Source organism: Pseudomonas sp. GNP013 (genome assembly GCF_054343995.1).
The window spans coordinates 712,308-732,554 of the sequence record NZ_JBTGUT010000001.1 but is presented as its reverse complement, the minus strand read 5'-3'; the positions used below and the strand labels follow the sequence as shown (position 1 = coordinate 732,554).

The 20,247-nt window shown below is 62.4% G+C and carries 17 protein-coding genes and 2 pseudogenes; 11 read left to right on the top strand and 8 right to left on the bottom strand.

Annotated elements, in window-relative coordinates; genetic code table 11:
• Nucleotides 1-45: 45 nt before the first annotated feature.
• Nucleotides 46-514: pseudogene (locus ACXX81_RS03335) on the bottom strand (COG4705 family protein).
• A 191-nt stretch (nucleotides 515-705) separates the two neighbouring features.
• Here ACXX81_RS03335 and ACXX81_RS03330 point away from each other — a divergent pair.
• Complete coding sequence (locus tag ACXX81_RS03330) at nucleotides 706-1,338, top strand: flavin reductase family protein (RefSeq protein WP_458571204.1); 633 nt, start codon at nucleotides 706-708, stop codon at nucleotides 1,336-1,338.
• Between the two features lie 48 nt (nucleotides 1,339-1,386).
• Here ACXX81_RS03330 and ACXX81_RS03325 read toward each other — a convergent pair whose 3' ends face one another.
• The gene (locus tag ACXX81_RS03325; protein ID WP_209984343.1) at nucleotides 1,387-1,665 is read right to left on the bottom strand and encodes a hypothetical protein; all 279 of its coding nucleotides are present in this window, start codon (nucleotides 1,663-1,665) and stop codon (nucleotides 1,387-1,389) included.
• A gap of 8 nt (nucleotides 1,666-1,673) precedes the next feature.
• Entirely contained in the window at nucleotides 1,674-2,015 is a 342-nt protein-coding gene (locus tag ACXX81_RS03320) for an antibiotic biosynthesis monooxygenase family protein (RefSeq protein WP_458571203.1), read from the bottom strand.
• Between the two features lie 327 nt (nucleotides 2,016-2,342).
• Here ACXX81_RS03320 and ACXX81_RS03315 point away from each other — a divergent pair, with 327 nt between their 5' ends.
• Complete coding sequence (locus ACXX81_RS03315) at nucleotides 2,343-3,272, top strand: AraC family transcriptional regulator (protein ID WP_231423198.1); 930 nt, start codon at nucleotides 2,343-2,345, stop codon at nucleotides 3,270-3,272.
• A 120-nt stretch (nucleotides 3,273-3,392) separates the two neighbouring features.
• Here ACXX81_RS03315 and ACXX81_RS03310 read toward each other — a convergent pair whose 3' ends face one another.
• The 4 genes from ACXX81_RS03310 to edd form a co-directional block, all read right to left on the bottom strand.
• Entirely contained in the window at nucleotides 3,393-4,862 is a 1,470-nt protein-coding gene (locus tag ACXX81_RS03310) for an ATP-binding protein (protein WP_458571202.1), read from the bottom strand.
• Nucleotides 4,852-5,586: a response regulator gene (locus ACXX81_RS03305; RefSeq protein WP_003237599.1), complete on the bottom strand. Its 735-nt coding sequence runs from the start codon at nucleotides 5,584-5,586 to the stop codon at nucleotides 4,852-4,854. The genes ACXX81_RS03310 and ACXX81_RS03305 overlap by 11 nt, the downstream gene beginning before the upstream one ends.
• Before the next feature lie 92 nt (nucleotides 5,587-5,678).
• Nucleotides 5,679-6,635, bottom strand: coding sequence for a glucokinase (locus tag ACXX81_RS03300; protein WP_209984354.1), 957 nt, complete (start codon nucleotides 6,633-6,635; stop codon nucleotides 5,679-5,681).
• Entirely contained in the window at nucleotides 6,632-8,458 is a 1,827-nt protein-coding gene (gene edd / locus ACXX81_RS03295; RefSeq protein ID WP_057007204.1) for a phosphogluconate dehydratase, read from the bottom strand. Before edd ends, ACXX81_RS03300 begins: the two co-directional genes overlap by 4 nt.
• Nucleotides 8,459-8,678: 220 nt before the next feature.
• On the opposite strand from edd, the gene gap reads away from it, so the two are divergent.
• The 8 genes and pseudogenes from gap to ACXX81_RS03255 all read left to right on the top strand — a co-directional run bounded on the left by gap (nucleotide 8,679) and on the right by ACXX81_RS03255 (nucleotide 17,938).
• On the top strand, nucleotides 8,679-9,680 hold the full coding sequence (gene gap / locus ACXX81_RS03290; RefSeq protein WP_458571201.1) for a type I glyceraldehyde-3-phosphate dehydrogenase: 1,002 nt from the start codon (nucleotides 8,679-8,681) through the stop codon (nucleotides 9,678-9,680).
• Between the two features lie 422 nt (nucleotides 9,681-10,102).
• Nucleotides 10,103-10,621 carry an RNA polymerase sigma factor gene (locus tag ACXX81_RS03285; RefSeq protein ID WP_209984357.1) on the top strand — a complete coding sequence of 173 codons (519 nt, stop codon included), beginning with the start codon at nucleotides 10,103-10,105 and terminating at the stop codon, nucleotides 10,619-10,621.
• Nucleotides 10,622-10,695: 74 nt separating this feature from the next.
• Nucleotides 10,696-11,664: a FecR family protein gene (locus ACXX81_RS03280; RefSeq protein ID WP_231423200.1), complete on the top strand. Its 969-nt coding sequence runs from the start codon at nucleotides 10,696-10,698 to the stop codon at nucleotides 11,662-11,664.
• 116 nt (nucleotides 11,665-11,780) lie between these two features.
• Nucleotides 11,781-14,345 carry a TonB-dependent receptor gene (locus tag ACXX81_RS03275; RefSeq protein ID WP_458571200.1) on the top strand — a complete coding sequence of 855 codons (2,565 nt, stop codon included), beginning with the start codon at nucleotides 11,781-11,783 and terminating at the stop codon, nucleotides 14,343-14,345.
• 137 nt (nucleotides 14,346-14,482) lie between these two features.
• Complete coding sequence (locus tag ACXX81_RS03270) at nucleotides 14,483-15,091, top strand: biliverdin-producing heme oxygenase (RefSeq protein ID WP_458571199.1); 609 nt, start codon at nucleotides 14,483-14,485, stop codon at nucleotides 15,089-15,091.
• Nucleotides 15,092-15,258: 167 nt separating this feature from the next.
• Nucleotides 15,259-15,672 (top strand): YbaN family protein, encoded by a 414-nt coding sequence (locus ACXX81_RS03265; protein WP_209984370.1) that lies wholly within the window; start codon nucleotides 15,259-15,261, stop codon nucleotides 15,670-15,672.
• 127 nt (nucleotides 15,673-15,799) lie between these two features.
• Nucleotides 15,800-17,080 (top strand): annotated as a pseudogene (locus tag ACXX81_RS03260) (methyl-accepting chemotaxis protein); the annotation flags it as partial.
• Nucleotides 17,081-17,182: 102 nt separating this feature from the next.
• Nucleotides 17,183-17,938: a methyl-accepting chemotaxis protein gene (locus tag ACXX81_RS03255; RefSeq protein WP_416350659.1), complete on the top strand. Its 756-nt coding sequence runs from the start codon at nucleotides 17,183-17,185 to the stop codon at nucleotides 17,936-17,938.
• Between the two features lie 167 nt (nucleotides 17,939-18,105).
• On the opposite strand, the gene ACXX81_RS03250 is transcribed toward ACXX81_RS03255, so the two are convergent.
• Nucleotides 18,106-18,669, bottom strand: a complete 564-nt coding sequence (locus ACXX81_RS03250; protein ID WP_209984376.1) for an NAD(P)H nitroreductase — start codon at nucleotides 18,667-18,669, stop codon at nucleotides 18,106-18,108.
• A 140-nt stretch (nucleotides 18,670-18,809) separates the two neighbouring features.
• On the opposite strand from ACXX81_RS03250, the gene ACXX81_RS03245 reads away from it, so the two are divergent.
• Entirely contained in the window at nucleotides 18,810-20,237 is a 1,428-nt protein-coding gene (locus ACXX81_RS03245) for a di-heme oxidoreductase family protein (RefSeq protein WP_458571198.1), read from the top strand.
• The last annotated feature ends 10 nt before the right edge of the window (nucleotides 20,238-20,247 follow it).

Genomic DNA, 20,247 nt, shown 5'->3' with positions numbered 1-20,247 from the left:
TTCCAAGCTCGCAATATGGCGGGCCTGGAAACGCACCAGCCCCCATCATGAGAACTGTACAGCCTCCTTATGCCCATACTGGCGCTGGGCATACGCCGCCCCGGCGATCATCACCACCAGCACCGCCGACGAGCCGATGGTGCCAAAGTCCAGCCCGCCCTTTTCATGGGGTTTGGTCAGGAAGTCACCCAGAGTTGCACCGAACGGCCGGGTCAGCACGCGCCGTGCCCAGGGTGTTGGAAAACAGAATCGCCATCCAGTAGAACAGCTCACCGCGAAAGGTCTGGATCTTGTTCACGTGGCATAACCCAGCCCAGCGTACGGTCCATGAAGTCGGACATGGTAGTGTCGGCAGTGCTGGTGGACAGTCTCACGATCCAGTACAGCACGGGGTTATAGATTTTCGACCGACATTCAAGGTCATAGACAACAAGTCACCGGCGGTTTCACCCAGGGTGGTTGCGCAGACTTTCATGACCCAGAACGCAAGCGTGATCTGAGGAAGTTTATTCATGGGCGAGAAGGCTCCGACGCACAGTCTTTCATTAGTCGACCGACAGGGTGTCGACCTCGGGCGCAGACTGAACGGCACGCTATGAAAAATAGGTGGGCAATGAATGAAAATTCCATGGGGTCGATGGAAATTCGCAACCATGGGCTGCACTATGACCGCCATCGAGAACCACTCAGCAGGAACCCCGGCCCATGTCTGACGCTATCCATTTCTACGAACCCGCCAACGGCCACGGCTTGCCCCATGATCCTTTCAACGCGATTGTCGGCCCGCGCCCGATTGGCTGGATCTCTTCCCACGACCACGAGGGTCGCCTGAATCTGGCGCCCTACAGCTTTTTCAACGCGTTCAACTACATTCCGCCGATCATCGGGTTTTCCAGTGTCGGACGCAAAGATAGCTTGAACAACATCGAACAGACCGGCGAGTTTGTGTGGAACCTGGCCACCCGCCCGCTGGCCGAGCAGATGAACCAGAGTTGCGCGGCCGTCGCGCCGCAAGTGGATGAATTCGAACTGTCCGGCCTGACGCCGGTGGCCTCGAAAATCGTCGGTGTGCCACGGGTGGGCGAAAGCCCGGTGTCATTCGAGTGCAAAGTGACGCAGATCATCCAGTTGCAGCGCGCTGACAAAGCGTTGGTGCCAAGCTGGCTGGTGTTGGGCGAAGTGGTGGCGGTGCACATTGCCAAGTGGCTGCTCAAGGACGGCATCTACGATACCGCCGCCGCCGAGCCGATCCTGCGTGGCGGCGGTCCGGCAGATTATTTCCAGCTGGGCCCGGAGGCGCTGTTCAAGATGTACCGCCCAGGCGCCGGCAAACCCTGATTGCAATGCAGCCACAGGTGGGAGGGGCGCAAGTCCCTTCCCACAGGTTCAGTTATTGGCGGGCTCCCAGTTCAGCACGCCCTCTTCGTCGACATCGATCAATCGCTCGAGCTGCACAGCGGCCGCGTCATCCGCGTCGGACGCCGTCTTGAACCGCTGCCCGTCAAGGATCTTGTGAAACTGCGGTGCGCCCATGCCATCCAGTGCCTTGACGGCAACGGCGGCGCTGTAGCCTCCTTCACCCGGTACTACGGCGGAAACGGCTTCGTGATGGGCAAATTGTTTGCGTGCCATGTTGCAGGTCCTGGCCAATTGAAAGTCGGCCATTCTAAACCCTAACCGGCCAGTTGCAGGTACTCGCCATAGGCGTTGATGGCAGAGGCGTCGGTGAACGTCTGGAAGTCGATGCTGCGCACCACCATGTCGTTCAACAGCTCGGTGAAGATCATCAGCGCCGGCGAATTGAAGTAGGCACTCATCGCCTGCTCGCTGCTCCAGAAGCCCGAAATCAGCCATACATCGGGATCGGTGTGGGAATGCTGCAACGAAAATTGCAGGCAACCCTGAGCCTGACGGCCCGGTTCGATCAAACTGCTCAAGCGTGCACCGAGTTCGGTGCTGCACCCGCTACGGGCACGGATAAAGGCCATATGGCTCGCGGGAATGGGGGTGGACATGTTCGACTCTCCCGTTGAGAAGTGATGCTCGGCAAGCACTGAGGGGGCGTGTTGCCACAGGATCAACGATAAGGCCACCGCTGGACGCGCGGTTAGTCGAATCCTGCAGGCTTATTGCACAATCCTGCGAAAAGCGTAGGCAGGACGTTTGCCGCCCACTGTTTATTCCAGACGCTGCTCAGTATTTGCGGACGATGACAGCCCTCGTCATTGCCTGATTCACGCCTATTCGCAGGATCAGGCAATGATTGTGCAGGATCGACGTAACACGCTTTGAAAATCCGCCGCTAAGCTCAGTCCATCAAAGCAACACGCAGAGGACGTTCCATGTCGTTGCCCGACCCCAAGCTTCTTCCCCTCGATGCCGAGATGGAAAAACAGCGCGCTGAACTCGCCGGCATCGTGCAACGCCATACCTGGGAAGAAGGTTCCTACGGCACGGCGATTACCTCGCTGTACCTGAACCGTCAAAATACGCCGCGCGACTTCATGCCGGTACTGGTGGAGCCTGCCCTGTGCATCCTCGCCAGCGGCAGCAAGGAAGTGCGCCTGGCCGACGAAATCTTCGCCTACGACCCGCTCAACTACCTGGTGTTTTCGGTAGCGATGCCGGTGGCAGGAAGGGTCATCGATGCCACGCCGCAAGATCCCAACCTGTCGGTGCGCATCAATATCGACCCGGCGCAACTGACGGCCCTGATTGCAGAAGCGGGTCCGATGGGCGTGCCTTCGCGGCCGACGTCGCGCGGGATGTACGTCGACCGCATCGACCACGCGCTGCTCGATGCGGTGCTGCGCCTGACGCGGCTGCTGGATACCCCAAAGGATATAGCGATGCTCGCACCGCTGATCAACCGCGAGATTCTCTATCGCCTGCTGCGTGGGCCGCAGGGTTATCGGCTGTATGAGATTGCCGTGGCCAACAGTCAGAGTCATCGCGTCAGCCAGGCGATCACCTGGCTGAACGGCAACTATGAGCAACCGCTGCGCATCGATGACCTGGCCAGGGAGGTGAACCTCAGCGTCTCGACCTTGCACCACCGCTTCAAGGCGATCACCGCCATGAGCCCGCTGCAATACCAGAAGCAACTGCGCCTGCAGGAAGCGCGCCGGTTGATGATTGCCGAAGGGTTGGAAGCGTCGGCGGCGGGGTATCGGGTGGGGTATGAAAGCCCGTCGCAGTTCAGCCGGGAATACAGCCGGTTGTTTGGTGCGCCGCCCCTGAGAGACCTGGCCCGCCTGCGCCAAAGCATCTGACCGAATGAAGACCAAAATGTGGGGGCTTGCTCCCGATGGCGGTGGGTCAGAAACACATAACCTGACTGACACACCGCCATCGGGAGCAAGCCCCCTCCCACAGTTGACACATGTTGCTCTTCAGTCCAGCGTTCGGGGCAGCTGTAACGTGACCCGCAACCCACCCTCGCGCAGATTCTGCAAACTCACTTCCCCGCCATGACTATGGGCAATGTTGCGCGCAATCCCCAGCCCCAGTCCATAACCCTGCTGGTGCCCGGCGAGGCGGAAGTGCGGCTCGAACACCTGTTCCAGACGCTGCTCCGGCACGCCGGGCCCTTCATCGTCCACGTGCAGAATGAACTGCGCGCCATCGTCCTCGATGTGCAAATGGGCGTTCTGCCCATACTTCAAGGCGTTGTCGATCAGGTTGCCGATGCAGCGCTTGAGCGCCAGCGGCTTGCCCGCATAGGCCGCCAGGGCATATCCGTTCAGCGTCACGCGACCATTGCCGTTGGGCGCCAGATAAGGCTCCACCAGGCATTCGAGCACGTGGTTGAGGTCTACCGGCTGGATGTTTTCGTGGATGTCGGTGTCTTTCACGCATTGCAGCGCGCCCTTCACCAGCAGTTCCAGCTCGTCCAGGTCCCGGCCGAACTTGGCTTGCAGGTTTTCGTCTTCGAGCAATTCCACGCGCAGGCGCAGGCGGGTGATCGGCGTGCGCAGGTCGTGGGAAATCGCGCTGAATAACTGGCTGCGCTCGGTCAGGTAGCGGCTGATGCGTTCGCGCATGGCATTGAAGGCGCGCCCCACTTCCACCACTTCACTGCCACCGCCCTCGGCCACCGGCTCCACATCGGCACCCAGGGACATGTCCCGCGCCGCCCGTGCCAGGCGTTTGAGCGGGCGACTCTGCCAATGCACCAGCAAGCCGATGAACAGCAGCAGCAAACCGCTGGTCAGCACGATAAACCACACCTGCTGCGATGGCAGGCTTTGTTCTTCAAGACTGGTGTACGGCTCGGGCAGCAGCGAGGCGATGTACAGCCATTCGCCGGGGGCGAGCTGAATCTGCGTGACCAGCACCGGCGGGTTAACCGGCTCCAGGGTCAGCGCGTAATGCGCCCAGGAGCGCGGCAGCTCATCGAGCTTGAGGCCGGCATTGAAGATGCGCAGGTCTTCGGCGCTGACGAACTCCACCGAGATCAGCACATCGCCGCCCAGGGTCTGGCGCAGCACCTCGTCGACCGCCTGCAGCACCGCCTGCTTGCGCGGGGTCTGTGGCAGCACCGCCATGTCCAGCGGACGATCATTGAGGGTCACGACAAACCGCGTGCCGCCCATGCTGCGCAATTGGTCCAGCACCAACGGGCGATAGGCCACCGGCAGCGAGCGGAAATAGCTCACGCTGGCGGTCATCGAGTGCGCCAGGCTGCGCGCGCTGGTGACCAGGCCTTCAAGTTGAGTAGCGCGCAGTTGCGACACCCAGATCACGCTGGACAGCGCCTGGGCAAACAGCACCACCAGCAAGGTCAGCAGGAGCATGCGCCCCAGCAGCGAGCGCGGTACCGGAATGCGGCGTCGGCGTTCGGCTACCGGCTCAATGGGCATTGCCGGCAACCACGCTGGCTGCCAGTTGGTAACCGCTGCCGCGTACGGTGCGGATCAGCCTCGGCGGTTTTTCGGTGTCGCGCAGGCGTTGGCGCAGGCGGCTGACGGCCATGTCGACGATCCGGTCCAGGGGCATCAGGTCACGGCCACGGGTGGCGTTGCCGATGGTGTCGCGGTCGAGGATCTGTTGCGGGTGATCCAGAAACAATTTGAGCAGGGCAAAATCGGCGCCGGACAGAATCACCTCTTCACCGTCCACGTGAAACAGCCGGTGGCTGATCATGTCCAGGCGCCATTCATCGAACACCAGCACATCCGCCGTGCCGCTGCGCTCCTGGCCGAACTGGCAGCGCCGCAACAGCGCCTTGATCCGGGCCTGCAACTCTCGAGGGCTGAAGGGCTTACCGATATAGTCATCGGCGCCCAGTTCCAGGCCGATCACGCGGTCGGCTTCGTCGGAGCTGGCAGTGAGCATGATGATCGGCACCTGCGCCTGACGCGGATGCTGGCGAATCCAGCGGCACAGACTGAAGCCGTCCTCGTCCGGCAGCATCACATCGAGAATGACCAGGTCGCACGGTGCCTCGTTCATCGCCTGACGGAACCCCGCGCCGTCGGGCACGCCACGCACCTGGAAGCCGGCGCGACTGAGGTAGGTTTGCAGCAATTCGCGGATTTCCTGGTCGTCGTCGACGAGGAGAATGGATTTACTGATTACGCTCACGGGGGGCCTCCTGGATGGTGGGGACAAGCTTAAAGCATCTGGCGCCCTTTAGGCCGCCATCGCAGGCAAGCCTGCGATGAGGCCATCAGCCCCTACGCAAAAGCCTGTTCAAGCGCGACGCCCGCACCGGTCAACCCGGAATACGGCGCCGTCACCAACCACACAGGAATGCCGTTGAAGTAGTCGCTCATGCAGCCCTTGTCGCTGAAACTCTTGGCAAAACCACTGTTGATGAAGAAGTCGGCAAACCTGGGGATCACGCCGCCCACGATATACACGCCGCCGCGCCCGCCAGTGGTGAGCACGTTGTTGCCGGCAACCCGGCCCAGCCAGATGCTGAACTGATCCAACACCTCCGTCGCCACCGGGTCGCCGGCCAGGCCGGCCGCCGTGATGGCTTCAGGCGTGTCCAGCACCGGCACATGCCCATCCACCGCACAGATCGCCCGGTACAGACGCGGCAGTCCGCCACCGCTCAATGCGGTTTCGGCGCTGACGTGGCCGATTTCGCCGTGAATGTGCTGCCACAGTTGGGTTTCGCGCACGCTGCTCAGGGGCAGGTCGACGTGGCCGCCCTCCCCCGGCAATGCGGCAAACCGGCCTGCACCAAGGTCCAGCAACGTACCGACGCCCAGCCCCGTGCCCGGCCCGATCACCACGGCCGGGCGCAACGGCTCCGGCGTGCCTTCGCAGACCACGCGAAATTCATCCGGCTGCAGGCGGGTCATGCCCAGGGCCATGGCCGAAAAATCATTCACCAGCAGCAGCTCATCCACCTGCAACGTCTGGCAGAACGCCGTCTTGCTCAGGCGCCAGTGGTTGTTGGTGAACCTGAATTCATCCCCGCTTACCGGCCCGGCCACCGACAGGCACACCGCGCCGATGTCCCCGATTTCCAGGCCTTCTTCTTTGAGATAAACCTTGATCGCCTCTTCCGGGCTCTGGTGATCCGCCGTGGCGTGCACCCGGATCGAATGCAGCGCCTGATCGCGCCACAACGCAAAACGGGCATTGGTGCCCCCGATATCACCGACCAGCGCTAGCTTCACTTAAGCGTCTCCAAGGCAGAGGTAAAGGCGCTGGCGCCCTGCTCTGCGGAGCTTGCGGCCAAGCGCATGAATGCAAACAGCTCGCGCCCCGCCCCCACGTTATTGCCCAACAGTCCCGTGGCAGGTGTGCGTGCTGCAAACTCTTCGGCGTCCACCTTAAGCTCCAGGGTGCCGGTAACGCCATCCACGCGAATGATATCGCCATCGCGCACGCGCGCCAGCGGCCCGCCGCTCTGGGCTTCGGGGTTCACATGGATCGCGGCAGGAATCTTACCCGACGCGCCGGACATGCGCCCATCGGTAACCAACGCCACTTTGAAACCGCGGTCCTGCAATACGCCGAGAAACGGCGTCATCTTGTGCAGTTCGGGCATGCCATTGGAGCGCGGGCCCTGGAAACGCATCACGGCGACGAAGTCTTTTTCCAGTTGGCCGGCCTTGAAGGCATCGGCCAGGTCCTGCTGGTCCTGGAACACCACAGCCGGGGCTTCGACTACCTGGTGCTCCGGCGCCACCGCGGACACTTTCATCACGCCACGACCGAGGTTGCCTTCCATCACGCGCAAGCCGCCTTCGGGCGAGAACGCACGGGCGACGGGACGCAGGATGGTTTCGTCGAGGCTTTCGATGGGGCCGTCGCGCCAGATCAGCTCGCCGTCGACCAGGAACGGCTCCTGGGTGTAACGGCTCAGCCCCTTGCCGGCCACGGTGTTGACGTCTTCGTGCAGCAGCCCGGCTTCAAGCAGTTCGCGGATCAGGAAGGACATGCCGCCCGCCGCCTGGAAATGGTTGATGTCGGCCTTGCCGTTGGGGTAGACGTGGGACAGGGTCGGCACCACTTCGGAGAGGTCGGCCATGTCCTGCCAGGTGAGGATGATGCCCGCCGACATGGCGATGGCCGGCATGTGCAGGGTGTGGTTGGTGGAACCGCCGGTGGCGTTGAGGGCAACGATGGAATTGACGATGGATTTTTCGTCGACGATCTCGCCGATAGGCGTGAAGTTGCCGTTGGCCTTGGTCAGGCGGGTGACCTGGTGCGCCGCTTCGCGGGTCAGCGCGTCACGCAGCGGCGTGTACGGATTGACGAACGAAGCGCCCGGCAGGTGCAGGCCCATCACTTCCATCAGCAGCTGATTGGTGTTGGCAGTGCCGTAGAAGGTGCAGGTGCCGGGACTGTGGTAGGACTTCATCTCCGATTCCAGCAGCTCTTCGCGGCTGGCCTTGCCTTCGGCGTAGCGCTGGCGCACATCGGCTTTCTGCTTATTGGAGATGCCCGACGGCATCGGGCCGCCCGGGACGAAAACCATCGGCAGGTGGCCGTAACGCAGCGCGCCCATCATCAGGCCCGGCACGATCTTGTCGCAGATACCCAGCATCAGCGCCGCGTCGAACATGTTGTGGGACAGCGCAACCGCCGTGGACATCGCGATCACTTCGCGGCTGAGCAGGCTCAGCTCCATGCCGGGCTCGCCCTGGGTGACGCCGTCGCACATCGCCGGGGTGCCGCCGGCGAACTGGCCGACCGAGCCGACTTCGCGCAGGGCTGTCTTGATCTGTTCCGGAAAGTGTTCGTAGGGCTGATGCGCCGAGAGCATGTCGTTATATGAAGAAACAATTGCCACGTTGGCGGCATTCATCATGCGCAGACTATTTTTATCTTCAGTGCCGCAACCGGCCACGCCGTGGGCGAAATTGGCGCATTGCAGCTTGCCGCGCATCGGACCGTCGCTGGCTGCGCCGCGAATGAGCGCAAGGTAGGCCTCACGGGTGGCGCGGCTGCGGGCGATAAGCCGTTCGGTGACCTCAAGGACGCGGGGATGCATGTGTAGAACTCCAGGCTAACGGATGTGGCGACCTGAGTGTCTATGCTGATCAAACGCCCGCGCGCATGGGATGGCAGGGTGTCGTTTGGATCATCGGACCAGTTGATTCAGGTCACTCGTTGTAGATTGAACAAAATATTGCCACTAAAAAGGCTTGTTTTCTATTTTTATGCGAATAATCTTGTAATTCTTACAACAAATCGACGACAGGCACCTTCCAATGACTCTTCGTATCGCAATCAATGGTTTTGGCCGTATCGGCCGTAATGTCCTGCGCGCACTGTATACCCAAGGCTACCGCCAGGATTTGCAGATCGTCGCCATCAACGATCTGGGCGACAGTTCGATCAACGCCCACCTGCTCAAATTCGACACCGTACACGGCACTTTCGACGCAGAGGTCGCCCACGATCAGGAAAGCCTGACCGTCAATGGTGACCGGATTGCCGTCAGCGCCATCCGCAACCCGGCCGACCTGCCATGGGCCGCGCACAAGATCGACGTGGTGTTCGAATGCACCGGTCTGTTCACCGAGCGTGACAAGGCTGCCGCCCATATTACCGCCGGCGCGCGCAAGGTGATCATCTCCGCGCCGGCCAAGGGCGCGGACGCCACCGTGGTCTACGGCGTAAACCATGACATTTTGCGTCAGTCCCACCAGATCATTTCAAACGCCTCGTGCACCACCAACTGCCTGGCGCCGGTGGCCCAGGTGCTGCACCGCGAACTGGGCATCGAAAGCGGCCTGATGACCACGATTCACGCCTACACCAACGACCAGAACCTCACCGACGTCTACCACACCGACCCTTACCGCGCGCGTTCGGCCACGCAGAACATGATCCCGAGCAAGACCGGCGCGGCCGAAGCAGTGGGCCTGGTGCTGCCGGAACTGGCGGGCAAGTTGACCGGCATGGCGGTGCGGGTCCCGGTGATCAACGTGTCGCTGGTCGACCTCACCGTGCAACTGAAGAAAGAGGCCACGGCCGACGAGGTCAACGCACTGCTCAAGGAAGCCAGCCAGCACTCGAAGATCCTCGGCTACAACACCCTGCCGCTGGTTTCCAGTGACTTCAACCATAATCCGCTGTCGTCGATCTTCGACGCCAACCACACCAAGGCCAGCGGCAAGCTGCTCAAAGTGCTGGCCTGGTACGACAACGAGTGGGGCTTCTCCAACCGCATGCTGGATAACTGCCTGGCGCTGTGCAACGCCCAGTAAGCAGGCAACAGAGGTCCCTGTGGGAGCTGGCTTGTCTGCGATAGCATCACCTCGGTCGAACTGAAATACCGAGGTGCCTGCATCGCGGGCAAGCCCTAATGCCGTTCAGTTAAGGAAAATGTGTGGGCTTATTGTGGCGAGCGGGCTTGCCCCGCGTTGGGGTGCGAAGCGCCCCCAATCAAGCAAAACGCGGTGTACCTGATACGGCTCAGCGTCTGGTTTTGGGGCTGCTGCGCAGCCCAACGCAGGACAAGCCTGCTCGCCACGGGGAATCTGCGCTTAACTGAACGGCATTAGGGCAAGCCCGGCTGTCACAAAAGCCCCCTCCCACATTTGATCGGTACCGGCTCACAGCAATAGCCACTTGCCATTTCCGTTGTTGATAAGCATTATCATTTGCTTGCAACCGGCCTGGTATCCCTGTGAGCCAATCTCGCTTCAACCATGTCTTTCTCACCCAACGGGTGATTCTGCTACGCACCTTGCAGCGGATGGTGAATAACCACAGCACCGCCGAGGACCTGTTGCAGGAAACCTACCTGCGCGTCACACGGGCCCTGAGCGAGCGGCCGATCGATCACCTCGAACCCTTCGTCTACCAGACGGCGCGCAACCTGGCGCTGGACCATCTGCGCGCGCGCCGAATTCAGGCCCGCACGTTGCAGGAAGACGTGCCACTGGATGTGCTGCAAAGCGTCGCATCCCCTGTCAGCACGCCCGAAGACGCCACCCAGGCCGAGCAACTGCTGGAGCATCTGAGCGTCAGCCTCGGTCAGTTGAGCGCACGCCAACAGCAGATCTTCATCCTCAGCCGCCTGCACGGCTGCAGTTACCAGGAGATTGCCGATCAATTGGACGTGTCCTTGAGCACCGTGCAAAAGGAACTGAAGCTGATCATGGCCATCTGTGTAGGTGTGGCCCAGAGGCTGGATCAGCCGTAAGCTACATCCGACAGAACTGTCGAACCGGCCTGCAGGAACAATGACTAGAACGTGGCGAAGACCCGAGGCACACCGTGACCGACCCGAATAACCTGCGCCCCCATGAGCTGGCTCATGAGGTGTTGCAAGACGCGGCTATGGACCAGGCGCTCGACTGGCTGATCGCGCTGCAGTGCCCGCAACCGGGGCAGCAGGCTGCGTTCGAGGCCTGGCTGGCCAGCGACCCGGCGCACGCCCTCGCCTTCGCCAACGCCCAGGCAGCCTGGGGCGGCGCGCCGGTGCACAGTGCCGCAATCGCCCTGGCAGCGCCGCGCAAACCCGGCGTCTGGCGCCGTATCAAGCCACACTGGAAACCCCTGGCCACCGCCGCTGTGCTGGTGCTGGGATTGCTGAGCTTCAGCAACCTGCCCGCGCGCTTGCAGGCTGACCACCTCACCGTGGTGGGTGAGCGCCAGCGCCTGCAACTGGACGACGGCTCCACAGTGCTGCTCAACACCAACTCGGCGTTCTCCAGCAGCATCAAGGACCACCAGCGCGTTGCCCGCCTGTATCAAGGTGAGGCTTTTTTCGAGGTCATGCCCAGTCGCGGCCTGCCCCTGGAAGTCGATGCCGGCCCGGTGCGGGCCAGCGTGCGCGACACCGCCTTCGCCGTGCGCTACCTCAACGGCGAAGCGCAGGTGCAGGTGCAGCGCGGCGATGTCGACCTGCGCAACACCTTCGACGATGCCCGCGTGCGCCTGAGCGCCGGCGAAAGCATCCGCATCGGTCCCAAGGGATTTGGCCCGCCTGCCCGACTGGATCCGGCCAAGGACCTGGCCTGGGTACAGGGCCGGCTGGTGTTCGAAAACTGCCCGATGAGCGAAGTGCTCGCCGAACTGCGCCGCTATTACCCTGGCTGGATCGTCAACACCAACGACAAACTCGCCAGCGTCGCCGTCACCGGCAATTATCGCCTCGACCAGCCGCTGGACGTGGTGCGCTCCCTGGCTCATATCACGTCGGCCAGGCTCGCGGAATTCCCGGCGCTGGTCATTCTCAACTAAATGAGAATTATTTTTACTCGATGTTAACCGGCGATACGTCTCGTTATAGCCAATGCAACTGATTCCTATTTGGAACGGTTCGCAACTATAAGATTCGTACCTCCGGAGCGTTCACGATGTCCTCTTGTTTCAACCGTCGGTCTTCCTCGCCCGTATTGTCCCTGCTGACTGCCGCTCTCCTGCTGGCCGGTGCGCCGGTGATGGACGCTGCGGCTGCCGAGCCGACCCCGCGCAGCCATGGCAATTACGCGTTCAGCATTGAACAGCAGCCACTGGTCTCGGCGCTCAATGCCTTTACCGCCGTGACCGGCTGGCAAGTAGGCCTGTCGGCCGAGCTGGGCCAGGGTGTGTCATCGCCAGGCGTGCGCGGCGCACTGCCACCCGAGAGAGCGCTGGATCGGCTGTTGGTGGGGACCAACCTGAGCTACCGCAAACTGGGCAATAACAACATCGTGCTGGAAAAACGCGCCGTCGGCGGCACCGTCAACCTGCAACAGGTGACCATCAGCGCCACCCGTACCGAGCAGGCGGTGGACAGCGTACCGAGCACCGTCACCGTGCATGAGCGCCAGGAACTGGACCGCCAGAACGTGAACACCCTTCGCGAACTGGTGCGCTACGAACCCGGCGTATCGGTGGGCGGCGCAGGTACTCGCTCCGGTAACGGGGGGTATAACATTCGCGGGATCGACGGCAACCGCATCCTCACCCAGGTCGATGGCGTCGAAGTGCCGGACAACTTCTTCAACGGCCCCTACGCCAAGACGCGCCGCAACTACGTCGATCCGGAAATCGTCAAGCGCGTGGAAATCCTCCGTGGCCCGGCCTCGGCCCTTTACGGCAGCAGCGCCATCGGCGGCACCGTGAGTTATTTCACCCTCGACCCGGACGACATCATCAAACCGGGCCAGGACGTCGGCGCCCGCCTGAAAACCGGCTATAGCTCCGCCGACGACAGCTGGCTGACCTCCGGCACCGTCGCTGGCCGCGTACAGGACGTCGACGGCCTGCTGCACCTGAGCCAACGCAGGGGTCATGAAACCCAGTCCTACGACGGCAACAACGCCACCGGCCTGGCCCGCACCGGCGCCAACCCGGAGGATGCGCGCACCACCAACGTGCTGGCCAAACTGGGCTGGAACTACGGGGACGACAACCGCCTGGGCCTGACCTACGAAAAGTACAAGGATGATCGCGACGTCAACCTGAAAAACGCGGTGGGCGGCCCGTTCATTGGCGGCCGCGGCTTCAACCTCTACCGCGACCGGCGCGGCAACGACACCATCACCCGGGAACGTTTCGGCCTGGAAAACACCTTCTCCCTCGAGTCGCCGATAGCCGACCGCATCAAGACCAGCCTCAATTACCAGATCGCCAAGACCGACCAGACCACCGCCGAGATCTATCAGTCGGGCCGCCGCGTTCTGCGCACCCGCGACACGCTGTACGAAGAAAAACAATGGGTATTCGATGCACAACTGGACAAGGCCTTCAGCCTCGGCGATACCGATCACCAGGTGACTTACGGCACCACGCTCAAACAGCAGAAAGTCACCGGTTCGCGCGAAGGCGCCGCCACGTGCCTGGCGGTTGGCAGTGGCTGCACCGCCATCGGTGCACCGAGCCCGCAAGCCGGCGACAGCGTGAAGAAATCCAGCGACTTCCCGGACCCGACCATCAACACCTATTCGCTGTTCGCCCAGGACCAGATCACCTGGGACAAATGGACCTTCCTGCCCGCCGTGCGCTACGACTACACCCAGCTCAAGCCGAAACTGACCCAGGCGTTTCTCAACACCGTAAACCCCACGGGTGCGGCTTCGGTCAGCGACAAGGACAAGACCTGGCACCGCGTGACGCCCAAGTTTGGTCTGACCTACGCCCTTACCGATCAATACACCTGGTTCGGCCAATACGCCGAAGGTTTCCGCACGCCCTCCGCCAAGTCGCTGTACGGCCGCTTCGAAAACCTCAACCTGGGTTACACCGTCGAACCCAACCCCGACCTCAAGCCGGAAACCAGCAAAGGGATCGAGACCGGGATTCGCGGCGCATTCGACGCAGGCTCCTTCGAGATCGCGGTGTTCTATAACAAGTACCGCAACTTCATCGACGAAGACAACGCCGTGGTCGGCGGCACCGTGGAGCAGTTCCAGGCCATCAACATCAAGCGCGCCACCGTCAGGGGCGCCGAAGCCAAGGGCCGCCTCAACCTGGATACCTTCGGCGCGCCGCAGGGTCTCTACACCCAGGGCGCGGTGTCCTATGCCTACGGTCGTAACGATGAAAACGGCGAACCGCTCAACAGCGTCAACCCGCTCAAGGGCGTGTTCGGCCTGGGCTACGACCAGGACAACTACGGTGGCCTGCTGAGCTGGACACTGGTGAAAAAGCAGCATCGCGTCGACAGCAGCACCTTCCACGCACCGGACGGCGACACCAGCGGCCCGTTCAAGACACCGGGCTTTGGCATCCTCGACCTGAGCGCGTACTACAAAGTCAGCCAGGACGTGACCATCAACGGTGGCCTCTACAACCTCACCGACAAAAAATACTGGAACTGGGATGACGTGCGCAGCTACGACAGCGTCGGCGAAGCGGCAGTGACCGGCCCGGCCAACCTCGACCGCCTGACCCAGCCCGGCCGCAACGTTGCGATCAACCTGATCTGGGACATCTGACGACATCAGCCTCACCTCGCCGCGATTGTTCAGCGCCGGGGTGAGGATTTTTTACTGTGCCGCGTCTTCTTGTTCGTCTAGTTGATAACCGCTCTCTTCAGGGCAACCAGGCGCTACCCTTCTCAAGGACTTTTTCGATGACCGCTTCCCCTACTGCAGAACGCCCGAGCCTGCGCTCCCAGCGCCTGAACCAGATCACCCACGCGCCACACACCCGGCTCGACGCCCTGGTCAAGGCCCACGCGCCGTTCGACACGCGGGCCAACTTCGCCCGTTTCGTGGTGGCGCAGTACCTGTTTCAGTCGGAACTGGTGGCGCTGTACAACGATGCCGAGCTGATCGACATCATCCCCGACCTCGCCGAACGCTGCCGCGCCGACGCCGCCCGGCTCGACCTGGGCGACCTCGACACCGAAGTGCCGGCACCGGTCGCCGGCGCCGTGCAGAACCCGAGCAGGGCCGAAGCCCTGGGCTGGCTGTTTGTGTCCGAGGGTTCCAAGCTCGGCGCCGCGTTCCTGATCAAGCGCGCCGTGGGCCTTGGCCTGAGCGAAACCTTCGGTGCCCGCCACCTGGGCGAGCCGGCCGGTGGTCGCGCCGAAGGCTGGAAGCGCTTCACCCGCACCCTCGACGCCCTCGAGTTCAGCGCCGAAGAAGAAGCCGCCGTGGAAAAAGGCGCGATTGACGCGTTTGTACGCTTCACCGTGCTGCTCGAACAGGCGTACGCTAGCGCCCCCGAACTGGCCTGATACCTGAATTGGAATGCGATCAAATGTGGGAGCTGACTTGCCCGCGAAGACGTCGGCCCAGCAAGCATTGATGTTGACTGACCCACGGTTTTCGCGGGCAAGCCCGCTCCCACAGGGGGTTCGCATTTCAAACTGATTTTTTGCTTTATTTTATATTGCGCACAGACATGACCGGCAAACCCCACTCCACCTCAAAAATCGCACAGCTCCTGTTCGGGCTGCTGGCCTACGTCAGCCTGGGCATCGGCCTGGTGGCGATTGTAATCCCGGGGTTGCCCACCACCGAATTCATCCTGCTGGCCGCCTGGGCCGCCACCAAAAGCTCGCCGCGCCTCAGCGCCTGGCTGGAAAACCACCGCCTGTTCGGGCCCATCCTGTTCAACTGGCGCAACGGCAAAATCATCGCGCGCCGGGCCAAGGTCAGCGCCACCGTCAGCATGCTGGTGTGCGCCCTGCTGATGCTGGTGATGCTTGATCACGGCTGGCCGATCTACCTGGCAATTGCCGGCATGGGCCTGGGCAACCTGTGGATCTGGTCGCGCCCGGAACGGCTCGCAGCCCGCACCCAACGTGGTATGTAGTCTTTTTCCTACCGCTCATCGCCTTGCTCTCACGAATTGATTCATGACGCCGATGTTTCAGGCATAGCGCCGAATGGACTTGGCTCGTCCTGTTTGCACTCAACTTTGTCCTTTCGCGAGTTAACCCATGCTCAACACTCTTTCAATTCGCCTGAAAATTGTGCTGCTGTCCGGCCTCTGCCTGTTGGGGGTGATTGCGCTGATCGTCAGCATCAACCTGCGCGAGACCGACAAGAACGATCAACTGACCAGCGACTCAAGCTCGCGCATGCTCACCAGCAACGTGCAGAAACTGCTGCAGGCCAACGCTGCTGAACAAGCTCTGCAGTTGCAGAAAACCTTCGGCGACAACCTCACCGCCGCGACCGCCCTCGTCGACCAGGTCAAGGACCTGCGCAACCTCGCCGCCAAACGCGGGCTGGAACCTGCTGCGCTGCGCGAGGAGCTCAACCAGAGCCTGAAAACTGCCTTCGAGCGCAACAGCAAAGTGCTGGGCATGTGGCTATCGTTCGAGCCCAATGGGCTGGACGGCAAAGACAGCGAATTCGTCGGCGACAAGGCCCGCGTGTCCAATGAGTCAGGACGCTTCGCCAGCTACTGGAGCCGCGCCGGCGGCACAGACGTGAACACCATCATGATCGAGGAGGATCTGAACAAGACCGCCCTCAACCTCAGCGGCACGCCCTACAACATTTGGTACACCTGCTCACGCGATACCCGCAACACCTGCCTGCTGGACCCTTACGAAGACACCGTCGCCGGCAAGACGGTGCTGATGACCACCCTGTCGCAGCCATTGATCGTGGACGGCAAGGTGATCGGCGTGGTCGGTGTCGACATCGCCCTCGGAGCCCTGCAAGTGGCCACCGAGGAGGCGCAGAAAAACCTCTTCGACGGTGCCGCGCACCTTGAGGTGATCTCCAGCACCGGCCTGATTGCGGCCTACAGCGGCGAACCGGGCAAAGTCGGCAAGAACCTGGCGCAAATCATGGGCGCCGAAGGCAAGGAAGTCGTGCAACTGCTGGCCACTGACAGCCACGTCAACCGCGAACAGGGCGACACGATCCGTGCGGTCTACCCGTTCAAGCCGATTGCCGATGCCAAGGCCTGGGGCGTGGTGGTCAAGCTGCCCAAGCACGTGATGCTGGCTGATTCGACCAAGCTGCAAGGGGTCATCGATGAGGCCCAGGCCGCCAGTGCGCTGTTGTCCATCGGCGTGGGTGTCGGCGCGGGGCTGCTCGGATTGCTGCTGATCTGGCTGACCGCCACCGGCGTCACCCGGCCGATCAACAGCGTGGCCGCCATGCTCAAGGACATCGCCAGCGGCGACGGCGACCTCACCCAGCGCCTGACGTACACCCGCAAAGACGAATTGGGCGAACTGGTGAACTGGTTCAACCGCTTCCTCGACAAGCTGCAACCGACCATCGCGCAGATCAAGCAAAGCATCACCGAAGCGCGAGGCACGGCCGATCAGTCATCGGCCATCGCACGCCAGACCAGCGAAGGCATGCAGGTGCAGTTCCGCGAAATCGACCAGGTGGCCACCGCGTCCAATGAAATGAGCGCCACCGCCCACGACGTGGCCAACAGCGCGTCCAGTGCCGCCAGCGCGGCGCGCGGCGCGGACCAGTCGGCGCGTGAAGGCATGTCGATCATCGAGCAAAGCACCCGTGACATCACCACCCTGGCCGACGAAGTGAGCAAGGCCGTGAGCGAAGTCGAGGCTCTGGCGGTCAACAGCGAGCAGATCGGTTCGGTACTGGAAGTGATCCGCAGCATCGCCGAGCAAACCAACCTGCTGGCCCTGAACGCGGCCATCGAAGCGGCTCGCGCCGGCGAAAGCGGTCGTGGTTTTGCGGTGGTGGCCGACGAAGTGCGCAACCTGGCCAAGCGCACCCAGGACTCGGTGGAAGAAATTCGCCTGGTGATCGAACGCATCCAGAGCGGCACCCGCGGGGTGGTGGCGACCATGCACTCCAGCCAGCAACAGGCCCAGAGCAATGCCGGGCAAATCCATCAGGCGGTCGCGGCGCTGGGCAAGATCAGCGAAGCGGTGACGGTGATCAGCGACATGAACCTGCAAATCGCCAGCGCCGCCGAAGAACAGAGCGCAGTGGCCGAAGAGGTCAACCGCAACGTATCGGCGATTCGCACCGTGACCGAGACCCTGACCGGCCAGGCCACCGAGTCGGCGGCCATCAGCAGCCAACTGAATGCCCTGGCCAGCCAGCAGATGAAGTTGATGGATCAGTTCAAGGTGTAGAGCTGGCCCCTTCCCACATTTGGATCTCCATTTGCCTGATGGAGATCACACTGTTTTTGATCTCCGGCGCCCCGTCAACCTTGCTGGCCGGCGTGCGCGCACACCGAGCATTAGCGAGGCGCCGGAACCACTCTCAGCCTTCACCGCAGCAACCGATGTGCCCCCTGTCAAACGCCGGACCACCCCTGCACAAACGCCGCCACATCTTCCTTGGGCGCACTACGCGGCGGATTCTGCGGCGTCCCCAAATACAGAAAACCAATCACCTCTTCCCCCTCCACCAGCCCCAACCCCTTGGCCACATGCGGCGAATACGACAATTCCCCGGTACGCCACACCGCACCAATCCCCTGCGCATAAGCCGCCAGCAAAATGCTATGGGCCGCACAGGCTGCTGCCAGCAGCTGTTCGGATTTGGGCACCTTGAAATGCGCCTGCAGGCGAGCAATCACCACCACCACCAACGGCGCACGCAGGGGGCCGTTCCGAGCCTTGTCGATGGCCGCTTGCGGCGTCTCGGCATCATTGAGCAGCGCCGCTTCGGCCAGCAAGGTGCCCATCTGCTCACGGGCAGCGCCTTCCACCGTGAGGAAGCGCCACGGCCGCAATTGGCCGTGGTCAGGCGCGCGCATGGCGGCGGCGAACAGCACATCGCGCTGCTCCTGGGTCGGTGCCGGCTCCAGCAGACGCGGCACGGAAACACGATTGAGCAAAGCGTCGAGAGCCTGCATGGGCCACCTCCAGAAAAAAATGTGGGGTCATTCTAGCGGGAATGAAACGCGATGCCAGCAAACGATAATTGCTCTTATTCATTGCCCCCGGCCCTGTTAGACTTTGCGACCCCTTTTTCGCCATCGCCTCAGGAAACTCGATGTTCCGTTCGCTTTTTCGCCTGTGCGCAGCATTGATGGCCTTGAGCCTGACCGCCTGCGACGACGCCCCCAGGTTCACCAAGGCAGAGCCTGGCGAAGCGCGGGCCGGTGGCGCAGCGACGGTGAACAAGCGGGACCAGAACGCGTTTTCCCTGCCCTCGGCCAACTTGTCGCCCACGCGCCGCGTGGACTTCAGCGTCGGCAACAGTTTCTTTCGCAGCCCCTGGGTAATCGCCCCCTCCACCACCACCGCCCGCGATGGCCTGGGGCCGCTGTTCAACACCAATGCCTGCCAGAACTGCCATATCAAGGACGGACGCGGCCACCCGCCGCTACCCGATGCGCCCAACGCCGTGTCGATGCTGGTGCGCCTGTCCCTGCCGGATACGCCGGACTACGCCAGGCTGATCGAACAGGCCGGCGTGGTGCCCGAGCCGGTGTACGGCGGCCAGTTGCAGGACATGGCCGTGCCGGGCGTGGTGCCGGAAGGCAAGGTGCGGGTCGACTACACGCCCGTCAACGTCACCTTCAAGGACGGCACGGTGGTCGAGCTGCGCAAGCCTGCGCTGCAGATCACCCAGCTCGGCTATGGGCCAATGCACCCGGACACGCGCTTTTCCGCACGCATCGCCCCGCCGATGATCGGCCTGGGCCTGCTCGAAGCCATCAGCGAAGCCGATATCCTGCGCAACACCGACCCGAAGACCGCCGGCAGGGACGCACTCATCGGCCGCGCCAATCAGGTGTGGGATGACGCACGGCAAACCACCGTGCTCGGCCGTTTTGGCTGGAAAGCCGGGCAACCGAACCTCAATCAACAGAATATTCACGCGTTTTCCGGTGATATGGGCCTCACCACTTCCCTGCGACCGTTCGATGACTGCACCGACGCTCAGGTCGCCTGCAAACAGGCGCCCAACGGCAATGGCCCCGAGGGTGAGCCGGAAGTCAGCGACAATATTCTGCGCCTGGTGCTGTTCTACACCCGTAACCTTGCGGTGCCGGCGCGTCGCGGCGTCGACACGCCGCAGGTGCTGGCTGGCAAAAACCTGTTCTACCAGGCCGGCTGCCAGGGCTGCCACACGCCGTCGTTCACGACGGCTGCCAATGCCGCCGAGCCCGAGCTGGCCAATCAGTTGATTCGCCCCTACAGCGACCTGCTGCTGCACGACATGGGCGAAGGCCTGGCCGACCACCGCAGCGAATTCAAGGCCGGTGGCCGCGACTGGCGCACGCCGCCGTTGTGGGGCATCGGCTTGACGCAGACCGTGAGTGGCCACACCCAGTTTCTGCATGACGGCCGCGCCCGCAACCTGCTTGAGGCCGTGCTGTGGCACGGCGGCCAGGCACAGCCGGCGCAGCAGCATGTGCTGTCCTTTGATGCCGAGCAGCGTGCCGCGTTGCTGGCGTTCCTGAATTCTCTATAAGCTTTGCCCC